This is a genomic window from Hyphomonas sp., assembly GCF_017792385.1.
Lineage (GTDB): Bacteria > Pseudomonadota > Alphaproteobacteria > Caulobacterales > Hyphomonadaceae > Hyphomonas.
This window is the reverse complement of the sequence record NZ_CP051230.1, coordinates 1,858,634-1,875,929: the sequence shown is the minus strand read 5'-3', so window position 1 is coordinate 1,875,929 and position 17,296 is coordinate 1,858,634. Positions and strand designations below refer to the sequence as shown.

Genomic DNA, 17,296 nt, shown 5'->3' with positions numbered 1-17,296 from the left:
AGAATTTGCCCGGATCTTGCAGGGGATTCTTCGCTCCGGCGCTGTGCGAAACCGGTTTTGCGCGCTATAAGGGCAATAAAATCAAATATCTGGCTCTGGATCAGAAGGATCTTGCCGCGTATCGGCAATCAGGGCGAGTGCATGGGAAAGTGTGGGCAATGGGTAAAAACGAGACGGATTTCGGGTCCAGCAAGGGCCAGTCCCGGTCCGGCCAGGGCAGTTTCATCGGCGCCGATTGCGCCCTGGAAGGCCAGTTCGACTTTTCCGGCCCCATCACCATTGCCGGCCATCTGAAGGGGCCGGTAAAATCCGACGGCATGGTGCTGATCGAGTCGTCAGGACATGTCGAAGGCTCGCTCGAGGCAGCCGTCATTGTCGTTCATGGCAGACTGACCGGAAATGTCACCGCGCATGAGAGCCTGGAAATCTGGAACGAGGCCCAGGTGACCGGAAAGGTCTTCGCCCGCAGCATTCGCGTCGATGCCGGCTCCCTGCTGACGGCGGATCTGAAAGTCTCCACCGACGGCCCTGTGCCGGCTCATGATGCGGCTGCGCCTGCTGATACGTCCACGCCGTCCAGTGGCCCCCAACCGGCCATTGATCCGAACCGGCCTGCCAGCCCGCTGCCGGGGTCAAACCTTGCGCGGAAACTGTCTGAAATGAACGACCGTCAGTAGCGCGACTTCGCGTCGTTCAGGCGGTCCCAGACGTCATTGTCCGACTGATAGGCACCCAGCCGGGTCAGGCGTTCGCACGCCCATTCATAGTCGCGGTCGCAGGCCTGCTGCAGCAGGCGCGTGCCCTCGCTGACATTCTTCGGTCCGCCCTGCCCGGTATAGACCATGTTGCCGTACGCCGCACAGCCGCTGACGTCGCCATAATCGCACGCCTTGTCATAAAGCTGCCGGGCCTGCACCAGATCGGCCTCCATGCCGCGTCCCTGCACGGTCAGATAGGCCAGTCCGGAACAGGCTTCCGCATGACGGCCATCGCAGGCCTTGCGATAGCTTTCTGCGGCCTTCTCATAGTCCTGGAGCCCGCCTATCCCGCGGCGGTACATGTCGCCCAGCTCGAAACAGGCCTCGTAATCCCGGACGCCACAGGCCCGGATGGCGTCGGCACGCGCGGCGCGGGTCTCCTTCAGGCTCGCGGCCGCTTCCTCAAGCGCGATTTCGGCCTGGGTACGTTCGACCTGGCCGTACTGGGCATGGGCCGGAAGCGCGGCCAGGGAGAGTGTGGCAAGGGACAGGATGGCGGCGAGGCTTCGCATGCGGTTTCTCCATTGGGATCATTCAGGATATAAGACCCCGAAAGGAAGGCGTCCATGTGACCGGCTGCTTACGAATCCGTAAGATCGGGCACGGGGTTCTTGCTGACCGCACACCAAAGTCCGCATAAGAGACATATCAGAAGGGGAAACACATGGCCGCACAAGATCAGGTACCGACCGGATCCGGATTTCACGCCAAATCCACCGCCAGCGAGGTCTTGGAGGGAATCGACCTTGCCGGTCGCAACGCCATCGTGACGGGCGGATATTCCGGCATCGGCCTCGAAACCGTCCGCGCCCTGGCCGCCGCAGGCGCCCGCGTGACTGTGCCGGCCCGCCGGGTCGATGCTGCCGAGGCCGCCCTGGCCAATGTGCCGGGCGAAATCGAGATTGCCGCCATGGATCTCGAAGACCTGCCCAGCGTGAAGAAGTTCGCTGCCGATTTCGACGAGACCGGACGCCCGCTCGACATCCTGATCAACAATGCCGGCATCATGGCTTGTCCGGAAACGCGCGTTGGCCCCGGCTGGGAGCGCCAGCTGGGCGTGAACCATCTGGCCCATATGGCGATGAGCCTCGCACTCGCGCCAGCTCTGGAGCGTGCTGACGGCGCGCGCCTGGTCGCACTGTCCTCGACCGCCCATGTCCGCTCCGACGTGATCTGGGACGATCCCAACTATGAGAGCCATCCTTATGACAAATGGGAGGCCTATGGACAGTCCAAGTCCGCCTGTGCGCTGTTTGCGCTCGGCGTGGACCGGCGCGGCCGCGATATTGGTGTGCGGGCCTTCTCAGTCCATCCCGGCGGGATTTTCACGCCGCTGCAGCGCCATCTGACCGATGAGGAGATGGCTGAACTTGGCTGGAAAAACCCGGACGGCACCATCCCGCCCATGGTACAGGCCATGTTCAAGACCCCGGAACAGGGCGCTTCGACCAGTGTCTGGGCCGCGACCTCCCCTGCACTGGACGGAAAGGGCGGCGTTTACTGCGAGGATTGCGATATCGCAAAACTTGCGACGGAAGACAGTCAGAGATGGGAACATGCCCGTCCCTGGATCTGCGACGACGAAAAGGCCGAACGCCTCTGGGACATCAGTGAGACCATGCTCAGCAAGGCCTGAGCCCCATCCAGGATAGATCCGTATGAGACCCATTTTCCTGCTTGCCCTCACCCTCGGCCTGACGGCCTGCAGTCCGCTTTCGACGCGGCAACAGGCCGTACCCGCAGGTTCCGCCCCCATTGCGGCGACCTTCGACTATGACACGGTCTTCGTGGAAGATGGCCGACCGGCGGATGATTTCGAGCAGTACCGGATCCGGAAATCCCGTGAAATCCTCGAATTCACCGGAGTCCTGCCCGGCATGACTGTCCTGGACATGGAAGCCGGGACCGGAATCTACACCGAACTTTTCTCGCTGGTCGTGGGAGAGGAAGGGAAGGTCTATCTGCAGAACCCGCCGGAATTCGAGACATTCCTCGGCGATGCGGTGGAAAAGCGCATGGATGGCCGTTTGAGAAACGTGACCCATATCCAGACCGCCTTCGATGATTTCGAGCCTATCGGGGACGCGGAAGTCGATCTCGTCACCTGGTTCCTCGGCCCGCACGAACTCTGGTACACGCCCGAAGGCTCCGCCCCCGGCGCGCTAGGCGATCCGGAAACATGTTTTGCGGAAATCGCCCGCGTCCTGAAGCGTGGCGGGCACTTCGTCGTGATCGACCATCGTGCTCCCGAGGGCGCGCCTCCGACAACGGGGGGCGACACCCATCGCCTCGCGCAGGACACGCTGATGGAGATGATGGCGGATGTCGGTCTCAGACTGGTCGCGGAAAGCGATTTGCTCGCCAATCCGGCAGATGATGGAACCGTCAACGTATTCGATCCGTCCATCCGGAGACAGACGGATCGCTACATTCTCAAATTCGAGAAGCCCTGACCATCCGGAGCGCTAGCTCGAGCCTTTGGGCTCCAGCTTGTCCTGCGTCCGGGTCTCGAAATCACTGGCATCATGCCGCTCACGCAATTGCGAGGCGGGGTCTCCGAATGTGCGGTTCACCATGCGGCCGCGCTGGACCGGCGTGCGGGCTGCCAATTGGTCCGTCCAGCGGATGACATTCGTGTATTCGTGGACCTGCAGGAATTCTCCGGCCTCATAGACAAGGCCCTTCACCAGCGCGCCATACCACGGCCAGATTGCCATATCGGCGATCGTGTATTCGTCACCGGCCATGAATTCGCGTTCGGCCAGATTGCGGTCCAGAACATCCAGCTGCCGCTTCACCTCCATGGCAAACCGGTTGATCGGATACTCGAATTTTTCCGGCGCATAAGCGTAGAAATGGCCAAAGCCCCCGCCCAGATAGGGCGCCGAGCCCATTTGCCAGAACAGCCAGTTCAGCGTTTCCGTCCGCTTGTTGTGGTCTGTCGGCAGGAACGCACCGAACTTCTCGGCAAGATAAAGAAGGATGGAACCGCTTTCGAACACGCGGGTCTTCGTGGTCGTATCGAACATGACCGGAATCTTGGAATTCGGGTTCAGGTCAACATAACCAGACCCGAACTGGTCCCCTTCCCCGATATTGATCAGCCAGGCATCATACTCGGCGTCGGAATGGCCGGCTGCGAGCAATTCCTCGAGCATGACCGTCACCTTCACCCCATTGGGTGTACCAAGTGAATAGAGCTGGAGAGGATGCTTGCCGACCGGCAATTCCTTGTCATGCGTCGGCCCGGCAATCGGACGGTTGATATTGGCAAACCGGCCCCCACTGGCCTTGTCCCAGGTCCAGACCTTTGGCGGTGTGTACGTCTTGTCAGCCATGTGGCGCGTCCTTCCTTCTGCGTGTCACGCAAACATGTAGGAGCCGATAGCCGATTGTCAGCAAACTTCTTTGTGAGAAATCCTAAACAGCGCTGAAGCCACACAAAGCATCACGCTCAGGCCGGCACGCTCTCCGTGAGCAGCAGATCCTGCGGCTGGGCCGATTTCGTGACCTTCACGGGAAGCCAGCACGTCACTTCCAGTCCGCCCCCCTCGACCGGCTTCATGCCGACCGTGCCGCCATGCAGGTCGATGAAGTGCTTGACCAGCGCCAGTCCGAGACCGGCCCCTCTCTGATCACCCGACACGAAACTGTCGAAACTGGTTGCGCGCTTGTCGGCGGCCAGCCCGCGGCCATTGTCGCGCACTGACAAGGTGACCATGTCGCCGACACGTTGCGAGGACACCACGATTTCGCCACCGGAATCGGTGAAGCGCAGGGAGTTTGAGATCAGATTGAACAGGACCTGCCGGATGCGGCGCTCGTCCGCACGGATCGTGCCCAGATCGCCCGTGATGTCGGCGCGCACGGCAATCTGCGTGTCCTCGGCTTTCGATACGACCATGTCGATGCTTTCCTCGATCACATGGCCAAGGTCGACATCCTTCACATCCAGATCCATTCGCCCGGCTTCAATCATGGCCAGGTCCAGAATGTTCTCGATCAGCTTGGACAGGTGATCGGACGCAGACAGGATCGCGCTGACATAGTCAGACTGGCGCTCGGTCAGATCGCCATTGCGCTGGGTTTCCAGCAATTCCGCATAGCCGAAGATGACGGTCAGTGGGGAGCGCAACTGATAGGACACGTTGCGGACAAACTCTGTCTTCAGCCGGTCCGCTGCCTCGAACGCTTCGGCCCGGTCCCGCAGGGCTGACTCCACACGGCGTGTCGCGGTCACGTCTGCAAAGGCAATCAGCGTGTTTCCATCCGGCAGGGGGTGGGTGAGATAAGTCAGGATGGAGCCATCGGACCGGCGCATCTCACCGGTGGTCGACTGGCGTGCCCGGGCGGACGGATCGGTGATGTGGCGCTTGATGGCATCCCACACATCGAGATCGTGAAACAGTGGCACGCAATCCTCGATGACCGCGCTGTAGTCCGGCTGGTCCTTCAGCTTGTCATGGTCCAGCGTCCACAGGCGCTCGAAGGCCTTGTTGAACAGCTTCAACCGGCCATCTCCCCCGAACACGGCCACAGCCTCGTGCAGATTGTCCAGCGTCGAGGCCTGCGTTTTCACAATGGCATTGAACTTGGTCTTCAGGTCCAGTTCGCCGGTAATGTCCTTGAACAGGAGCAGAAGCCCCCCCATCGGGTGGCGCTGACGCGTCACGGACAGGGTCCGGTCATCTGGAAGCGACCAGGTGTCTTCCTTGACGCCGTCAATATCGAGATAATAGGACAATTCTTCGGCGCGCCATTCGGCATAATTCGTCCGCGCCGGCAGCTTGCGACGTTCACGCAGGCGGTCCAGCAACTGGCCATGGTTCGGGCGATCCAGCAGGAAGCTCTCATCAAGGTCCCACATGTCGCGGAATGCCTTGTTGTAGAAGGTCAGCTTGCGGTCGGCCCCGAAAATCGCCACCGCATCGGCGACATGGTTCAGCGTCTCATCATGGGCCCGGACGTGGCGGTTCAATTCTTCGCGGGCATTTTCCTGCGCGGTGACGTCAAAGGCCATGGCCCCTGCCCCGCCGGACAGAGGGAAGGTCAGCACCCGCATCGCGCGGCGCTCCCCATTCACCACCATGTGGCGAGTCTCGTCGATGTCGGCGCCTTCGGAAATCGTCTTGCGTGCCTGATCCGCCGAGGCCTGATCCAGCATGAGCTGGCGGTCCAGGACGCGGTCCAGATTCACGCCGTCCACCGCATCGATATAGGACGGGTTCACCCATTGCAGCTTGCCCATGCCCGAGACGCGCCAGGCCGGGAATGGTGCCTTGCCCAGCATGTCCAGAAATGCCGTGGGGTCGCGTGCAATGACCTGCCGGGCCTCTTCCAGCTTGCCGCGGGCCGAGCTTTCCTCCAGCCCCTTGATGGTCGTATCGGTTACCCAGACCACGGCGCGGGCCCCGGCTGTGCGGCCGTCCGCCTCCAGGAATCGGCCGGATGGGCCGATAATGGTCAAAGAGAATGCCTGTCCGGTATCGCGCAGTTCGCGCAGACGAATGCGCAGTGTCGTGTCTTGTCCGGAACTGTCGCGGGCTTCGAGATCGGCCAGGCCTTCGATGATCCGTACCGCCGGATCCGGCGAGATGGCGTCATCCGTAAAGCTGAGCAGACCGGCAAGCGCGACGGGTGATCCATACAGTTCCGGCGGCGTCATCTCATCGCTGTCTGGCTCGAGCGCGTCGCCCTGCCAGACGAGAATCACGCCCGGATGGGCCCCGAGAATGGACCGGTGTTCAGCCAGAAGCGTTTCGAGATCGGACGACCTGTCCTTGTATTTCCGGGCCGCACCGCGTGCCCCGTCGGACACGCGCAAGGCCCAGAGCAAGGCGGCGAGACCCAGCGCCGTTGCGCCGGCAGACATGATGATAGGTACCTGGTCCGCCGTGATTGCCATAATCTCTTCAATCCAAATCGCACGAATCGGACGCCGGGCGGCGACCGCAACTGGTTAACGGATTGCTCCCTTTGCGTTAAGGCGGCGTTAACGAGACGCTAATGCCGGACGCCCGCGCGGGCAAGATAACTGAAACGTCATGTTGCAAAAACGCCACACACGCATACTCTCCCCAATCGAACCGTCCCGGAGTGTGTTCATGCGCCACCTTTTGATTGTCCTGTCCGCAGCTGCCCTTGTCGGCCTCGCTGCTCCCGCCGCTGCCGGCTCGGGGGATGAAGGCGACGAACTGGTGCGCCTGCCCGGACAATCCTATCCCGGACCGGGGCAGCGCAAGGCACCGAAGAACCGTCATGCTCCGGAAAAGCTGGTCGCCGGCGGCGGCCTGATTGTCAGTTTCGACACTGATCTCGACGGCAAGGTGACGCCTGAGGAATTGGCCACCGGAATCCAGACTGCGTTTTCAGAGGCGGATACCAATCAGGACGGCTATCTCAGCCCGCTGGAACAATTGGCGTGGGCCGAACGCCAGCCGGTGCGGGATGACACGCTCGGCAATCCAGCGCGGTTCGATCCCAATCTGGACCGCAGGGCGAGCTATGATGAGTTCCAGACGGTAATCTCCAGCCTCGCGGACGATTACGCATCTGAATCCGGTGTGATCCAGGTTTCGGACCTGAAGGCTCCGAGACGCGAGAAACGGGAACTGGCCGAGAATGATCGGCCCGTGCGGCCGATGCCGCGAAACTAGGTCAGGATGTCATACAGGTCCGTCCGGCGATCCCGGAAGAACCCCCACGCCGCGCGCTCACGGTCGATTTCATCCAGATCGAATTCCGCCACCAGCACGCCCTGCTCTGTCCGGCCGAAATCGATCACGATCTCGCCGGTCTGGTCTGCAATGAAGCTCGTACCGTAAAACACCTGGCCCTCTTCATCACCGACGCGATTGGCGGCCACGACCGGGATGGTGTTGGACACGGCATGCCCCTGCATCGCCCGGCGCCAGCGTCCGGCAGTGTCCAGTGTGGAGTCCTGGGGCTCGGCCCCGATAGCAGTGGGATACAGCAGGGCGTCAGCGCCCATCAGCGCCATCGCGCGCGCAGCTTCCGGGAACCACTGATCCCAGCAGATGCCCACGCCGATACGGCCCTTCATCGTGTCCCAGACCCGGAATCCGGTGTCGCCCGGCCGGAAATAGAATTTTTCCTGATAGCCCGGCCCGTCGGGAATATGGCTCTTGCGATAGACGCCCAGCGCTGTTCCGTCTGCGTCGATCATGACGAGGGAATTGTAATAGAGCGGCCCGTCCTTTTCGTAGATCGAGACCGGGATCACCACGCCCAGTTCAGCTGCCAGGCCCGATAGCTGTTCGACCGCCGGGTGTTCGCGCCAGGGATATGCCCGGGCAAAATGCTCTTCTTCCTGCGTCTTGCAGAAATAGAAGCCGGTAAAGAGTTCCGGCGGCAGGATGACATCGGCCCCCTTCTCCGCAGCTTCCCGGACATGGCCGGCCACGCGGTCGATATTGTCCTGAATATCATCCGAGGGTGTAAACTGGATCGCGGCGAGCGTCAGGGATCGGGTCATGGTCGGGCTCCTGCGGGATCAGGCTGGAATTTCGCGGGTCATGCAATGGAAACTGCCCCCGCCATTGAGAATGTGACGTGCTGGCAGGCCGATCACCTTGCGGCCCTCGAACAGGGCGCTCAGTTCGGCCAGCGCCACCAGGCTGTAGCGATCCTCGTACACAGGGACCAGCACAACCCCGTTCGTGATGGTGAAGTTCATATGGCTCGCCGGCACGGGGTTGCCATCCTCATCCTTCACAAGACCGGGGGACGGTATCGTTGTCACTTCAAGGCCCGCCCGGCGCAGCGTGGTTTCGATCTGCTGCAGGGTCTCGGCATTCGGATCATCCGAACCCGAAGGATGCTGGCAGATCGCATGGCCGGGGGCGATGAAACGGGCGACATTGTCGACATGGCCGTCGGTATGATCGTTCAGGAGGCCGTCGCCAAGCCAGACATATTCTGAGATACCGAGCGCCTCTGTAATGGCGGCTTCGATTCCGGCCTGGTCGAGTTCCGGGTTCCGGTTAGGGTTCAACAGGCATTGTCCGGTCGTCAGGAGCCGTCCGGTGCCGTCCGCATCAATGCCACCGCCTTCCAGAATGATGTCATTCCGTTTCACGGCGATGCCTTCATGTGCCGCAATGGCGCCGGCCGTTTCAGTATCGCCCGGCATGAGATACTTCCCGCCCCAGCCATTGAACCGGAACACTTGCGCCCGGCGACCCTCGCCCGACCCTGTGATGATCGGGCCGGTGTCGCGCAGCCAGATGTCCCCGGTCGGAATGCGACAGATTTCTGCGCAATCGCCGACCGCGGCGCGGGCCGACGCTTCCGCCTCGTCGGACCCGGCCGCGACACGCACCGGGACGAAGCCGGAAGCCGCCCGGATGAAGCCGGCAATATCGGCGCGCGGCCCCTCAAGACTGCCGCCCCATTCCTCGACAAGGCGGGGCCAGCCGACCCAGAGGGCAGCATGCGGGGCCCATTCGGGCAGGAGGTGAGGTTTCATGTCAGACATTGAGCGCGCCATGCCACAGCTTGTTCCAAAGGAAAAGGGCGGCCCTTCGCAGAGCCGCCCTTCCCGATTTCATATCACGAAGTTCCGGAGACTAGAACTCGTAACGCAGGCCGAAGCGGATCTCGTAGCGCGATGCATCGCCCTGACGGGATTCACAATTCTGCGTCGGCGTGCCGGATGCATCGACGGTGCAGACGGACGGGAAGCCCGGCTCACGCAGGATGCCCCACTCGTCGTTCAGCAGGTTGGTGAAGTTGTCGACCACGATGAAGCCCGACGCCTTGTGGTCCAGGAAGCCCGGGAACTCCTGCTCCAGCTTGATGTCAACCTTGCCCCACCAGGAGCCTTCTTCACCGTTGCGCTCTGCGCCAGCCGCCAGGAAGGGGCTGCCTTCGAGGTAAGGCGTGAAGCCGGTGATGCTGTTCGGGTCGACGTCAGCAACGAGGCTGTACGGACGGCCCGACACGGCCTGGCCGAAGGCCGAGAACGTGGTCAGGTTGTCGCCGAAGAAGGCACGCTCATAATTGGCGAGCGCCGTGAAGCGGTGCTTCGTGTTGTAGTCAGACGTTGCTGCGCTGACATCCTGCGGATCACCGAAGGCACGGTTCACATAGTTGGAGAAGGCCACCGAAGAGGTCATCGGGTGGACGTCTTCCGCATCCGTGTACGCGTAGCCCAGGGACCAGTCGAGACCGAAGTCATAGGACTTCGAGATCGAGCCGGACACGAGCAGCGACTTGGCATCAGCCTTGGAGTTGGTCAGCACGAAGGCCGGCTCGCGAACGCTGCTGTAGGTCGGGTAGACGCGGCCGTCGACCGTGGTCGTGCCGGTCTGCTCGAGGTCGCCGCGGATCCAGACAGCGCTGTCCTGGCCGACCGTGTAGAGCACGTCGCCGGAGAGGACGTACTCGCCGCCAAGCGCCGGAGCGTCAGCATAGTACGTACCGCCGAAGGCGAACTTCCATTCGGACGGGATTTCGAAGTTCGGGTCGAGATAGTTGATCTCGAAGTTCGAACCTTCGCCAGCCGCCACAGCGTCGATCATGGCCTGCGGGACACAGTAGCCCGGTCCGGTCGGAACGCCGTCTTCACACATGCCGTAGTCGATGTCGAAGATGGACGGGCCACCATTCTGCTCCAGGCCGAACGCGCCACCGTCAGCACCGAACTGCAGCACATTGTTGCCGGAGTAGGTGTTGGACAGCCACACATTCGGGTTGCCGCCGGAGTAGAGGCCAACACCACCGCGCAGGTCGAGATTGTCGGAGAAGTCCCACTCGAAGCCGAGGCGCGGCTGAAGCAGGCCTTCACCGTCCAGCGTCTGGTTGTTGGAGAAGCCGTAGTCGGCGAGGAAGTCCGGGTTGGTTTCCGGAGCATCATCGGTCGTGTACCAGTCGTAACGCAGACCACCGATCACAACAACGCCATTGCCGAAGTCGATTTCGTCCTGGGCGTAGAGCGTGTTGATCTCGTAACCCCAGTCAGCTGCCGCATTGTTCGGGTCGCCGGTCGGGGAGTTGTTGTAGTTGATGTTGTCGGCATAACCGAAGCGGAAGTTCTCGATCGCCGGATCGAAGACGCCCGGCAGCGTGCCAGCATTCGCTGCGCCGCTGAATGCGTCGAAGTCGATTTCGGTTTCGACGTGCTGGACGAACATGTTGAACACGTCGAGGGCTTCACGCTCATAGCCGAAGCTGAAATTGTGGTTGCCCGTCGAGTAGTAACCTTTCAGCGCGAGGCTGAGGGTCTCGTAGTACAGCTTGTTGGCCTGACGGGAGTCATCGCCACCCAGGTAGACGTCAACATCGTCGGTTTCGATCGTGATCTCGCCGAAGTCAGTGCCGCCGACAGAGATCTGACGGTTGTCCAGTTCGGAATAGGCAACGCGGATCTCGGTGGAGAAATTGTCGGTCCAGTCGGAGTAGAGCGAACCGGCATAGGAGGTCAGCTCGGCGCCACGCTCATAGAGGTGGTTGGAGAATTCGAGCTCGTCGGAGTCACCGTCGGACTGGGCGATGTTGAAGCCATCATTCCAGTTGTAGGTGAAGGACGCGCGGTGATCATTGCTGATGTTCCAGTCGAGCTTGACCAGGATCTTCTCGTCGGAATTGTCAGCGCTGGTCGGGATCGTGCCCGGATCATAGCCATAGAGTTCCATGGCGATGTTGCGGATTTCGTCGACTTCAGCCTGCGTGATGTTGACTTCGTTGACGGCGCCGGAACCGAGCGGTCCGCGGTCGAACAGGTTCACGCCTTCAAGCTTCTCATAGGCCGCGAAGAAGAACAGCTTGTCCTTGATGATCGGGCCGCCGACGCCGAAACCGTAGCGGTATTCGTCATACTCGCCGGTGGTGATGTCGTCGCCTTCGAGGCTGTCGGCGCGCAGGCCGTCATTGGTGTAGTCGCCGAAGAGGTAGCCGTGGAATTCGTTGGTACCGGACTTCGTGACAGCGTTGATGTTACAAGCGGAGAAACCGCCATACTGAACGTCAAACGGGGCCAGTTCGACAGCAACCTGCTCGATGGCGTCGTAGGAGAACGGGATACGCTCGGTCGGGTAGCCGTTCGAATTCAGGCCGAAATTGTCGTTCATGCGAACGCCGTCAACGGTCAGCGAGTTGAAGCGGGAGTTTTTGCCGCCACACTGAACTGCGTTGATGTCGCCGCGGGATTCGTCGACATAGATACGCGGGTCGAGGCGCAGCACGTCGGTGATGTTGCGGTTGATGGCCGGCGCTTTCTGCAGCGTTTCCAGGCCGAAGGAGGCCGACGGGCCAGTTGCGGTCGGTGCGAGATCAGCGGCCGATGCGGTCACGACGATCGTTTCCTGACGCGCTTCGGAATCCGTGGAGAGGGTGAAGTTCACCTGGGTGGCGTCGCCGAGGCTGAGGCCAACGTCTTCAAGGTACTGGCCCTGCAGGTCGTCGGACGTGACGGACACGACATAGTCGCTGGAGATCGGCAGGCTGCGGATCGTGTACTGGCCAACATTGTTGGTGGTGGCGGTACGGGTCAGTCCGGTCGTCGGATCCGTAACAGTCACCAAGGCGCCGGCAACAGCCTGACCTTCATCATTCGTGACCTGTCCGCGAATGGACGAGGTCGTGACCTGCGCCATCGCGACGCCGGCCATGCTGAGCGCAACAGCAGATACAGCTGCTCCGCGCCCAAAAGTGGTCCAATTTTTCATGACTTTTCCCCTAGTCGGTGATGCGCCAGCAACCGCCCCTTGCGGGTCGCCGGTACTGCGGGTCGGATAACGACTCCGGATGACAGATTAGTGACAAGATCTTGAAGGTTCAGCACTAAAGTCTGCGATCACAGCCAATCCGTTTGCTGCGATGCAAAAAAGACACGGTTTGAGGGCAATACTGCTCGGAATGCGTGCGCTGCCGGGTGTATTGTGCCTTATGAGCCCGGCATAGGTCTCAAGTTGAGAAGGAACCCATGCCGATGACGGCCCATTCGCACGAATCGCCCGGTCCCTGGCAAACCGCAACGCTCGCCAGTCTCGCCGCCTTGCTTGTACTGCGCGTCGGCTTCAATCTCGTCTCCCCGCTGGATCTCTATGCGGACGAAGCGCAATACTGGCGCTGGGGCGATACGCTCGACTGGGGATACTATTCAAAACCCCCGATGATTGCCTGGGTGATCCATGGGGTCACCTCCATATTCGGCACGGCCGAATGGGCGGTCCGGCTGCCCGCAGCTTTCCTGCACACGATCGGCGCGGTCTTCATCTTCCATCTCGGACGGGACATGTACGGTCCACGCACAGGCATGTTCGCCAGTATCGGCTACGCCCTCATGCCGGCTGTCATTCTGTCTTCAGTGGTAATCTCGACAGACGGCGTGCTGATGCCGTTCTGGTGCGCGGCGCTGTGGAGCTTGTGGCGCATGCGCGACGGCACCGGCGGATGGGCCAGCGCGCTGGGACTGGGCGCCGCAATCGGGCTGGGTTTCCTTTCGAAATACGCGATGCTCTACTTCCTCATCGGGATTGCCCTTCTCCTGCTCATCGATGTGCAGACCCGGCGCGCGCTGCTCGGCTGGAAAGGGCTTGCCGCCCTGTGCGTCGGCACCGCCATATTCGCCCCGCACCTGTTGTGGAACGCAGCCAACGACTTCAAAACGGTCAGCCACACGGTCGACAATGCCAATCTTGGCGGCGAGCTGATCCATCCCGGGAACGCCCTCACCTTTCTCGTTGACCAATTGGGCGTGTTTGGCCCGATCAGCTTTCTGGCATTGTTGTGCGGCCTGGTGGTGATGCGCAGCGAAGATCAGGGCATTCTCGGGCGCGACCGCTGGCTGCTCTGCTTTATCCTGCCGGTGCTGCTGATCATCCTCGGTCAGGCCATACTGTCACGCGCCAACGCGAACTGGGCTGCCACCGCCTATCCGGCGGCAAGCGTTCTGGTTGCGGCCTGGCTGGTCCGGGCCCGTCCGAACCGGATGCTGTGGTATGTGATTGCAGGCATCTGCCTGATCGCCTTTCTGCTGGCACCGGACATGGCCCTGTCGGTACGCCTCGGCATCGGCCTCGTTGTGGCCGGTGCCCTGCTCGGCTTCGGGCATCTCATACGCCATGCCCCCTCCGGCCTGTTGTGGACGAGTTTTGCCCTGCACACGGTCCTGATGCTGGCCTTCATGACGATCGCCTTGTTGCCGGCATCGACCTCGTCCGCACTAGGCTTCGACAATGCGCTGAAACGGACCCGCGGCTGGGATGCGGCCGCCGAGCAAGTGTTCGCCCACGCCGAGGCGCTGGGCGCGACATCTGTTCTGGTGGATGAGCGGGAGGCCTGGCACGGTCTCGACTATTATGCCCGCGACCGTGACCTGCCATTGATCTCATGGCGCAGATATGCCGGCCCGAAAAGCTTCTCCGAATCCGTGCCGCTCGAGGGAGACTTGGCAGATCGCGTGCTTGTGGCCTCCCTGCATCCGGGCATGCGCCCGAGACTGCGCAGTGATTTCACAGACTTCGAACATGTTGGCACCGTGTCCATCCCGCTCGGCCATCGCAGCAATGGCTGCCCGATCGTACGGGAGTTCCAGCTCTATGTCGGCACGGGCCATGACCGGCAGGATCGCACGGCGGCATGGGAAGCGCGGTTCGACGGGCAGAGCGAGTTCAAGCCAGCCCCCTGCCCTGCACCCAAGGACTAGTGATCGCCGGCATTGCCCCAGAGCGCCTTGACCCGACCATCGCGGCCACATGCCGTACGGTAGTAGCGATACTTGATCGGGTTCTTCTTGTAATAATTCTGATGGTAGCCTTCGGCAGGCCAGAACGTATCGGCATCGATGATCCGGGTCATGACCGGGTCCTTCAGCACGCCCGACTCCTCGATGTCGGCAATCTCGGCTTCGGCCACGGCGCGCTCTTGCGGGCTGCCGACGAAAATCGCGGTACGATAGCTGTCGCCCTTGTCGCAGAACTGCCCGTAGGGATCGGTGGGGTCGACGTGCCGGAAGAAATAGTCGACCAGCGTTTCATAGCTGACCACTTCCGGGTCATACGTAACCTTCACGGCTTCATAATGCCCGGTATTCTCACGCGAGACCTGTTCATAGGTCGGGTTGGCCAGATCGCCGCCCGTATACCCCGAGATCGTGTCCACCACGCCATCGACCTTGTCGAAGTCTGCCTCGACGCACCAGAAACATCCTCCGGCAAACACCGCCGAAGAGAGGCGTTTGCCCTGGGTCTCCAGTGTGGGCTGGTCTTCAGCGCCCGCATTCGAAAAGAAGGCAAGCGCCATGGCCGCAAGGCCGGCGGCAATGGTCAGTGTGGGGGCAGACGGTGTACGCATGACGGGTCCGGTTACTCTAATACAATACAGCGGCAGACACACGCCGCTTCAGCTCCCCTCATATGGCGGTCCACCGCCCGCCGTGAAGGTCGCGTGGACAGTGTTGACACAATTGTGTTGTCGGCGTGTTGCCGAACTGCGTCAGCAATGGGGCGAAAGCTCCCTCAGGATGGCCCTGTGAGCACACGGACCCGGACCTGGCAGGACCGCCCCTGCGGGTCCACCGCCGTGATTGTGTAGAAGCCGGCCTGGCCCGGTCGCCAAACCGGCGCGCCCGCCCCGTCGGTGTCACTCGGCTGACCGTCTATGTACCAGGCAAGCCGCCCCTCGCCCCGGCCCGCCAGCACGAAGGGCCGGGCCGGACTGCCATCGACGCTGCCGGCCCACAATTCGGCATTGGCGGGCGGGAACAGGATTTCAGGCGGTGCATCCGGCAGGAAAGCCTGAAGGGCCTGTTGCGGATCGCGCCGGCGCTGAGTGGTCAGGCGTGTCCGGCCCTCGCCCTCGTCGCGCAAATGATGGGCGGTTCGGTCCGCAATTTCGAACAGCAGGGGCAATGCGGTCACCCGGCCGGTCTTGCCCGGGCGCGGGGCGCCATCGGCACGGCCCACCCAGACCACGATCGCATGCTGGCCGGATACGCCCGCCGCCCAGCTGTCGCGAAAGCCATAGGACGTTCCGGTCTTGAACGCGATCTGCGGCGCGCCCCGGGTCAGGCGGCCCGGCATGCGCCCCTCGGGCGTGGGGGCATTCTGCAGGATACGAATGATATCGGCGGCGCTTTCCTCGCTGACCAGACGACGGCCCATCCGCTCATGGCTGGCAGGCTCCTCGCCGGCACGCCAGACCAGCGGCTTGGCCACACCGCCATCGCCGAGCGCGGCATACAGCACTGCCAGTTCCCGCGCTGTCAGGCCTGCACCGCCGAGGGCCAGGGCAAGCCCCGCCTCATGACTGGCACCGCCCTGGATGCGCGGCCGGGCGCCGGCGAGCGCGAGCTGGGCGGCGAACCGTTCAGGTCCCACCCTGTCCAGCATCAGGACCGCTGGCACGTTCAGGGAATGCTGCAGCGCGTCCGACACGCGCACATCGCCCCGGAACATGCGGTCAAAATTCTCGGGCTGGTAGGACGCAAACCGTTTGGGCAGATCGGAGATGCGCGTATGGGGCGCGGCCTGTCCGTCATCGAAGGCCATGGCATAGATGAACGGTTTGAGCGTGGAACCGGGAGAGCGGGCCTGCGCCGTGAGGTCGAGCCAGCCGCCTGCCCGGTCGCGCGACGCGGATCCGGCGAGCGCCCGCACGCCGCGCGTCGGGATGTGGACGATCAGGGCCGCAACCTGTACCTCCGCGCCCTCGGCTTCTGCGGCGCGCAAGGCGATGGCCTCAAGCTCTGCCTGAAGACCGGCATCGAGCGTCGAGCGGACATCCTCGCGCGGACCGCTGGCCAGCGCCTTGGCGGTGCCATGCCAGGCCCGCATGGGAAAGTCACGCCGCCGGTCCGGCACCGGCAGCGAGGCAACGTCCTCGACATCGGCCGCGCTGAACACGCCGTACCGGCCGAGCTTGGTGGCCACCCAGTCACGCGCTTTTCGGGCCTGACCGGGACGGCGATCCGGGCGGCGGACTTCCGGCGATTGGGGCAGCGCGATCAGGAGGGCGATCTCGTCATCGGACAGGCGGTCCGCCTCATGCCCGAAATAGCTCCAGCTGGCCGCGCGCACACCTTCGAGATTGCCGCCATAGGGCGTCAGCGTCAGGTACAGCGCCAGGATCTCGTCCTTGGACAGGCGCCGCTCGATCTGCCAGGCGCGCGCGATCTCGATCAGTTTCGAGCCGACCGTGCGATCACGCGGTTCCAGCATCCGCGCCGTCTGCATGGTGATCGTCGATCCGCCGGACACGACTCGGCCAGCGCGGACCGAGTCGATCAGGGCACGTCCGAGACCGGCCCAGTCGGTCCCGCGATGGGCACGGAACCGCTTGTCTTCGACACGGATCAGCGCCTCGATGAATTCCGGGTCGATCTTGTCCAGGTCGCCATGAAACCGCCAGCGGCCGTCCGACGTCGGAAAGGCCCGCAGGGGTTTGCCTTCGCGGTCGGTCACGAGCGCGGAAATCTCTCCGGCCCGGTCCAGCGGCGGGGGCAGCAACATGTCAGCCAGGACGACCGCGAAGATCAGCGCGGTCATCCCGATGACGATACGCCGAGGCGTCAGCAT

13 protein-coding genes are annotated in these 17,296 nt (G+C 62.5%); 5 read left to right on the top strand and 8 right to left on the bottom strand.

All coding sequences use genetic code 11. From position 1 onward, the window contains the following. Nucleotides 1–158 precede the first annotated feature (158 nt). Nucleotides 159–677: a polymer-forming cytoskeletal protein gene (locus HF955_RS09320; RefSeq protein ID WP_291079265.1), complete on the top strand. Its 519-nt coding sequence runs from the start codon at nt 159–161 to the stop codon at nt 675–677. Here the strand turns inward: HF955_RS09320 and HF955_RS09315 are convergent. After that, a complete protein-coding gene (locus tag HF955_RS09315) occupies nt 671–1,270 on the bottom strand; it encodes a tetratricopeptide repeat protein (RefSeq protein ID WP_291079264.1) in 600 nt (199 codons plus the stop codon). The two genes, HF955_RS09320 and HF955_RS09315, sit on opposite strands and share 7 nt — an antisense overlap. 152 nt (nt 1,271–1,422) lie before the next feature. Here HF955_RS09315 and HF955_RS09310 point away from each other — a divergent pair, with 152 nt between their 5' ends. Beyond that, nucleotides 1,423–2,394 carry an oxidoreductase gene (locus HF955_RS09310; protein ID WP_291079263.1) on the top strand — a complete coding sequence of 324 codons (972 nt, stop codon included), beginning with the start codon at nt 1,423–1,425 and terminating at the stop codon, nt 2,392–2,394. A gap of 22 nt (nt 2,395–2,416) precedes the next feature. After that, nucleotides 2,417–3,211, top strand: coding sequence for a class I SAM-dependent methyltransferase (locus HF955_RS09305; protein WP_291079262.1), 795 nt, complete (start codon nt 2,417–2,419; stop codon nt 3,209–3,211). Nucleotides 3,212–3,223: 12 nt separating this feature from the next. Here the strand turns inward: HF955_RS09305 and yghU are convergent, their stop codons facing one another. Together yghU and HF955_RS09295 are read right to left on the bottom strand one after the other, a co-directional pair. Next, on the bottom strand, nt 3,224–4,096 hold the full coding sequence (yghU, locus tag HF955_RS09300) for a glutathione-dependent disulfide-bond oxidoreductase (protein WP_291079261.1): 873 nt from the start codon (nt 4,094–4,096) through the stop codon (nt 3,224–3,226). A 116-nt stretch (nt 4,097–4,212) separates the two neighbouring features. Then, nucleotides 4,213–6,663, bottom strand: a complete 2,451-nt coding sequence (locus HF955_RS09295) for a PAS domain-containing sensor histidine kinase (RefSeq protein ID WP_291079260.1) — start codon at nt 6,661–6,663, stop codon at nt 4,213–4,215. A 199-nt stretch (nt 6,664–6,862) separates the two neighbouring features. On the opposite strand from HF955_RS09295, the gene HF955_RS09290 reads away from it, so the two are divergent. After that, complete coding sequence (locus HF955_RS09290; RefSeq protein WP_291079259.1) at nt 6,863–7,414, top strand: EF-hand domain-containing protein; 552 nt, start codon at nt 6,863–6,865, stop codon at nt 7,412–7,414. Here HF955_RS09290 and aguB read toward each other — a convergent pair. The 3 genes from aguB to HF955_RS09275 form a co-directional block, all read right to left on the bottom strand. Next, nucleotides 7,411–8,253: an N-carbamoylputrescine amidase gene (aguB, locus tag HF955_RS09285; RefSeq protein WP_291079258.1), complete on the bottom strand. Its 843-nt coding sequence runs from the start codon at nt 8,251–8,253 to the stop codon at nt 7,411–7,413. The genes HF955_RS09290 and aguB overlap by 4 nt on opposite strands. An 18-nt stretch (nt 8,254–8,271) precedes the next feature. Beyond that, entirely contained in the window at nt 8,272–9,246 is a 975-nt protein-coding gene (locus HF955_RS09280) for an agmatine deiminase family protein (RefSeq protein WP_291079257.1), read from the bottom strand. A 100-nt stretch (nt 9,247–9,346) separates the two neighbouring features. Then, complete coding sequence (locus HF955_RS09275) at nt 9,347–12,445, bottom strand: TonB-dependent receptor (RefSeq protein ID WP_291079256.1); 3,099 nt, start codon at nt 12,443–12,445, stop codon at nt 9,347–9,349. A gap of 257 nt (nt 12,446–12,702) precedes the next feature. Here HF955_RS09275 and HF955_RS09270 point away from each other — a divergent pair, with 257 nt between their 5' ends. Next, nucleotides 12,703–14,427, top strand: coding sequence for a glycosyltransferase family 39 protein (locus HF955_RS09270; protein ID WP_291079255.1), 1,725 nt, complete (start codon nt 12,703–12,705; stop codon nt 14,425–14,427). Here the strand turns inward: HF955_RS09270 and msrA are convergent. Beyond that, nucleotides 14,424–15,074 carry a peptide-methionine (S)-S-oxide reductase MsrA gene (gene msrA, locus HF955_RS09265; protein ID WP_291079254.1) on the bottom strand — a complete coding sequence of 217 codons (651 nt, stop codon included), beginning with the start codon at nt 15,072–15,074 and terminating at the stop codon, nt 14,424–14,426. The two genes, HF955_RS09270 and msrA, sit on opposite strands and share 4 nt — an antisense overlap. Before the next feature lie 164 nt (nt 15,075–15,238). Next, nucleotides 15,239–17,296 carry a penicillin-binding protein 1C gene (pbpC, locus tag HF955_RS09260; protein WP_291079253.1) on the bottom strand — a complete coding sequence of 686 codons (2,058 nt, stop codon included), beginning with the start codon at nt 17,294–17,296 and terminating at the stop codon, nt 15,239–15,241.

Bases quoted from the DNA above. Each gene is read 5' to 3' on its own strand.
- HF955_RS09290 (WP_291079259.1), top strand. From the start codon at position 6,863: ATGCGCCACCTTTTGATTGTCCTGTCCGCAGCTGCCCTTGTCGGCCTC.
- HF955_RS09275 (WP_291079256.1), bottom strand. From the start codon at position 12,445: ATGAAAAATTGGACCACTTTTGGGCGCGGAGCAGCTGTATCTGCTGTT.
- aguB (WP_291079258.1), bottom strand. From the start codon at position 8,253: ATGACCCGATCCCTGACGCTCGCCGCGATCCAGTTTACACCCTCGGAT.
- HF955_RS09295 (WP_291079260.1), bottom strand. From the start codon at position 6,663: ATGGCAATCACGGCGGACCAGGTACCTATCATCATGTCTGCCGGCGCA.
- msrA (WP_291079254.1), bottom strand. From the start codon at position 15,074: ATGCGTACACCGTCTGCCCCCACACTGACCATTGCCGCCGGCCTTGCG.
- HF955_RS09320 (WP_291079265.1), top strand. From the start codon at position 159: ATGGGTAAAAACGAGACGGATTTCGGGTCCAGCAAGGGCCAGTCCCGG.
- HF955_RS09305 (WP_291079262.1), top strand. From the start codon at position 2,417: ATGAGACCCATTTTCCTGCTTGCCCTCACCCTCGGCCTGACGGCCTGC.
- HF955_RS09280 (WP_291079257.1), bottom strand. From the start codon at position 9,246: ATGAAACCTCACCTCCTGCCCGAATGGGCCCCGCATGCTGCCCTCTGG.
- pbpC (WP_291079253.1), bottom strand. From the start codon at position 17,296: ATGCTGACGCCTCGGCGTATCGTCATCGGGATGACCGCGCTGATCTTC.
- yghU (WP_291079261.1), bottom strand. From the start codon at position 4,096: ATGGCTGACAAGACGTACACACCGCCAAAGGTCTGGACCTGGGACAAG.
- HF955_RS09270 (WP_291079255.1), top strand. From the start codon at position 12,703: ATGCCGATGACGGCCCATTCGCACGAATCGCCCGGTCCCTGGCAAACC.
- HF955_RS09315 (WP_291079264.1), bottom strand. From the start codon at position 1,270: ATGCGAAGCCTCGCCGCCATCCTGTCCCTTGCCACACTCTCCCTGGCC.
- HF955_RS09310 (WP_291079263.1), top strand. From the start codon at position 1,423: ATGGCCGCACAAGATCAGGTACCGACCGGATCCGGATTTCACGCCAAA.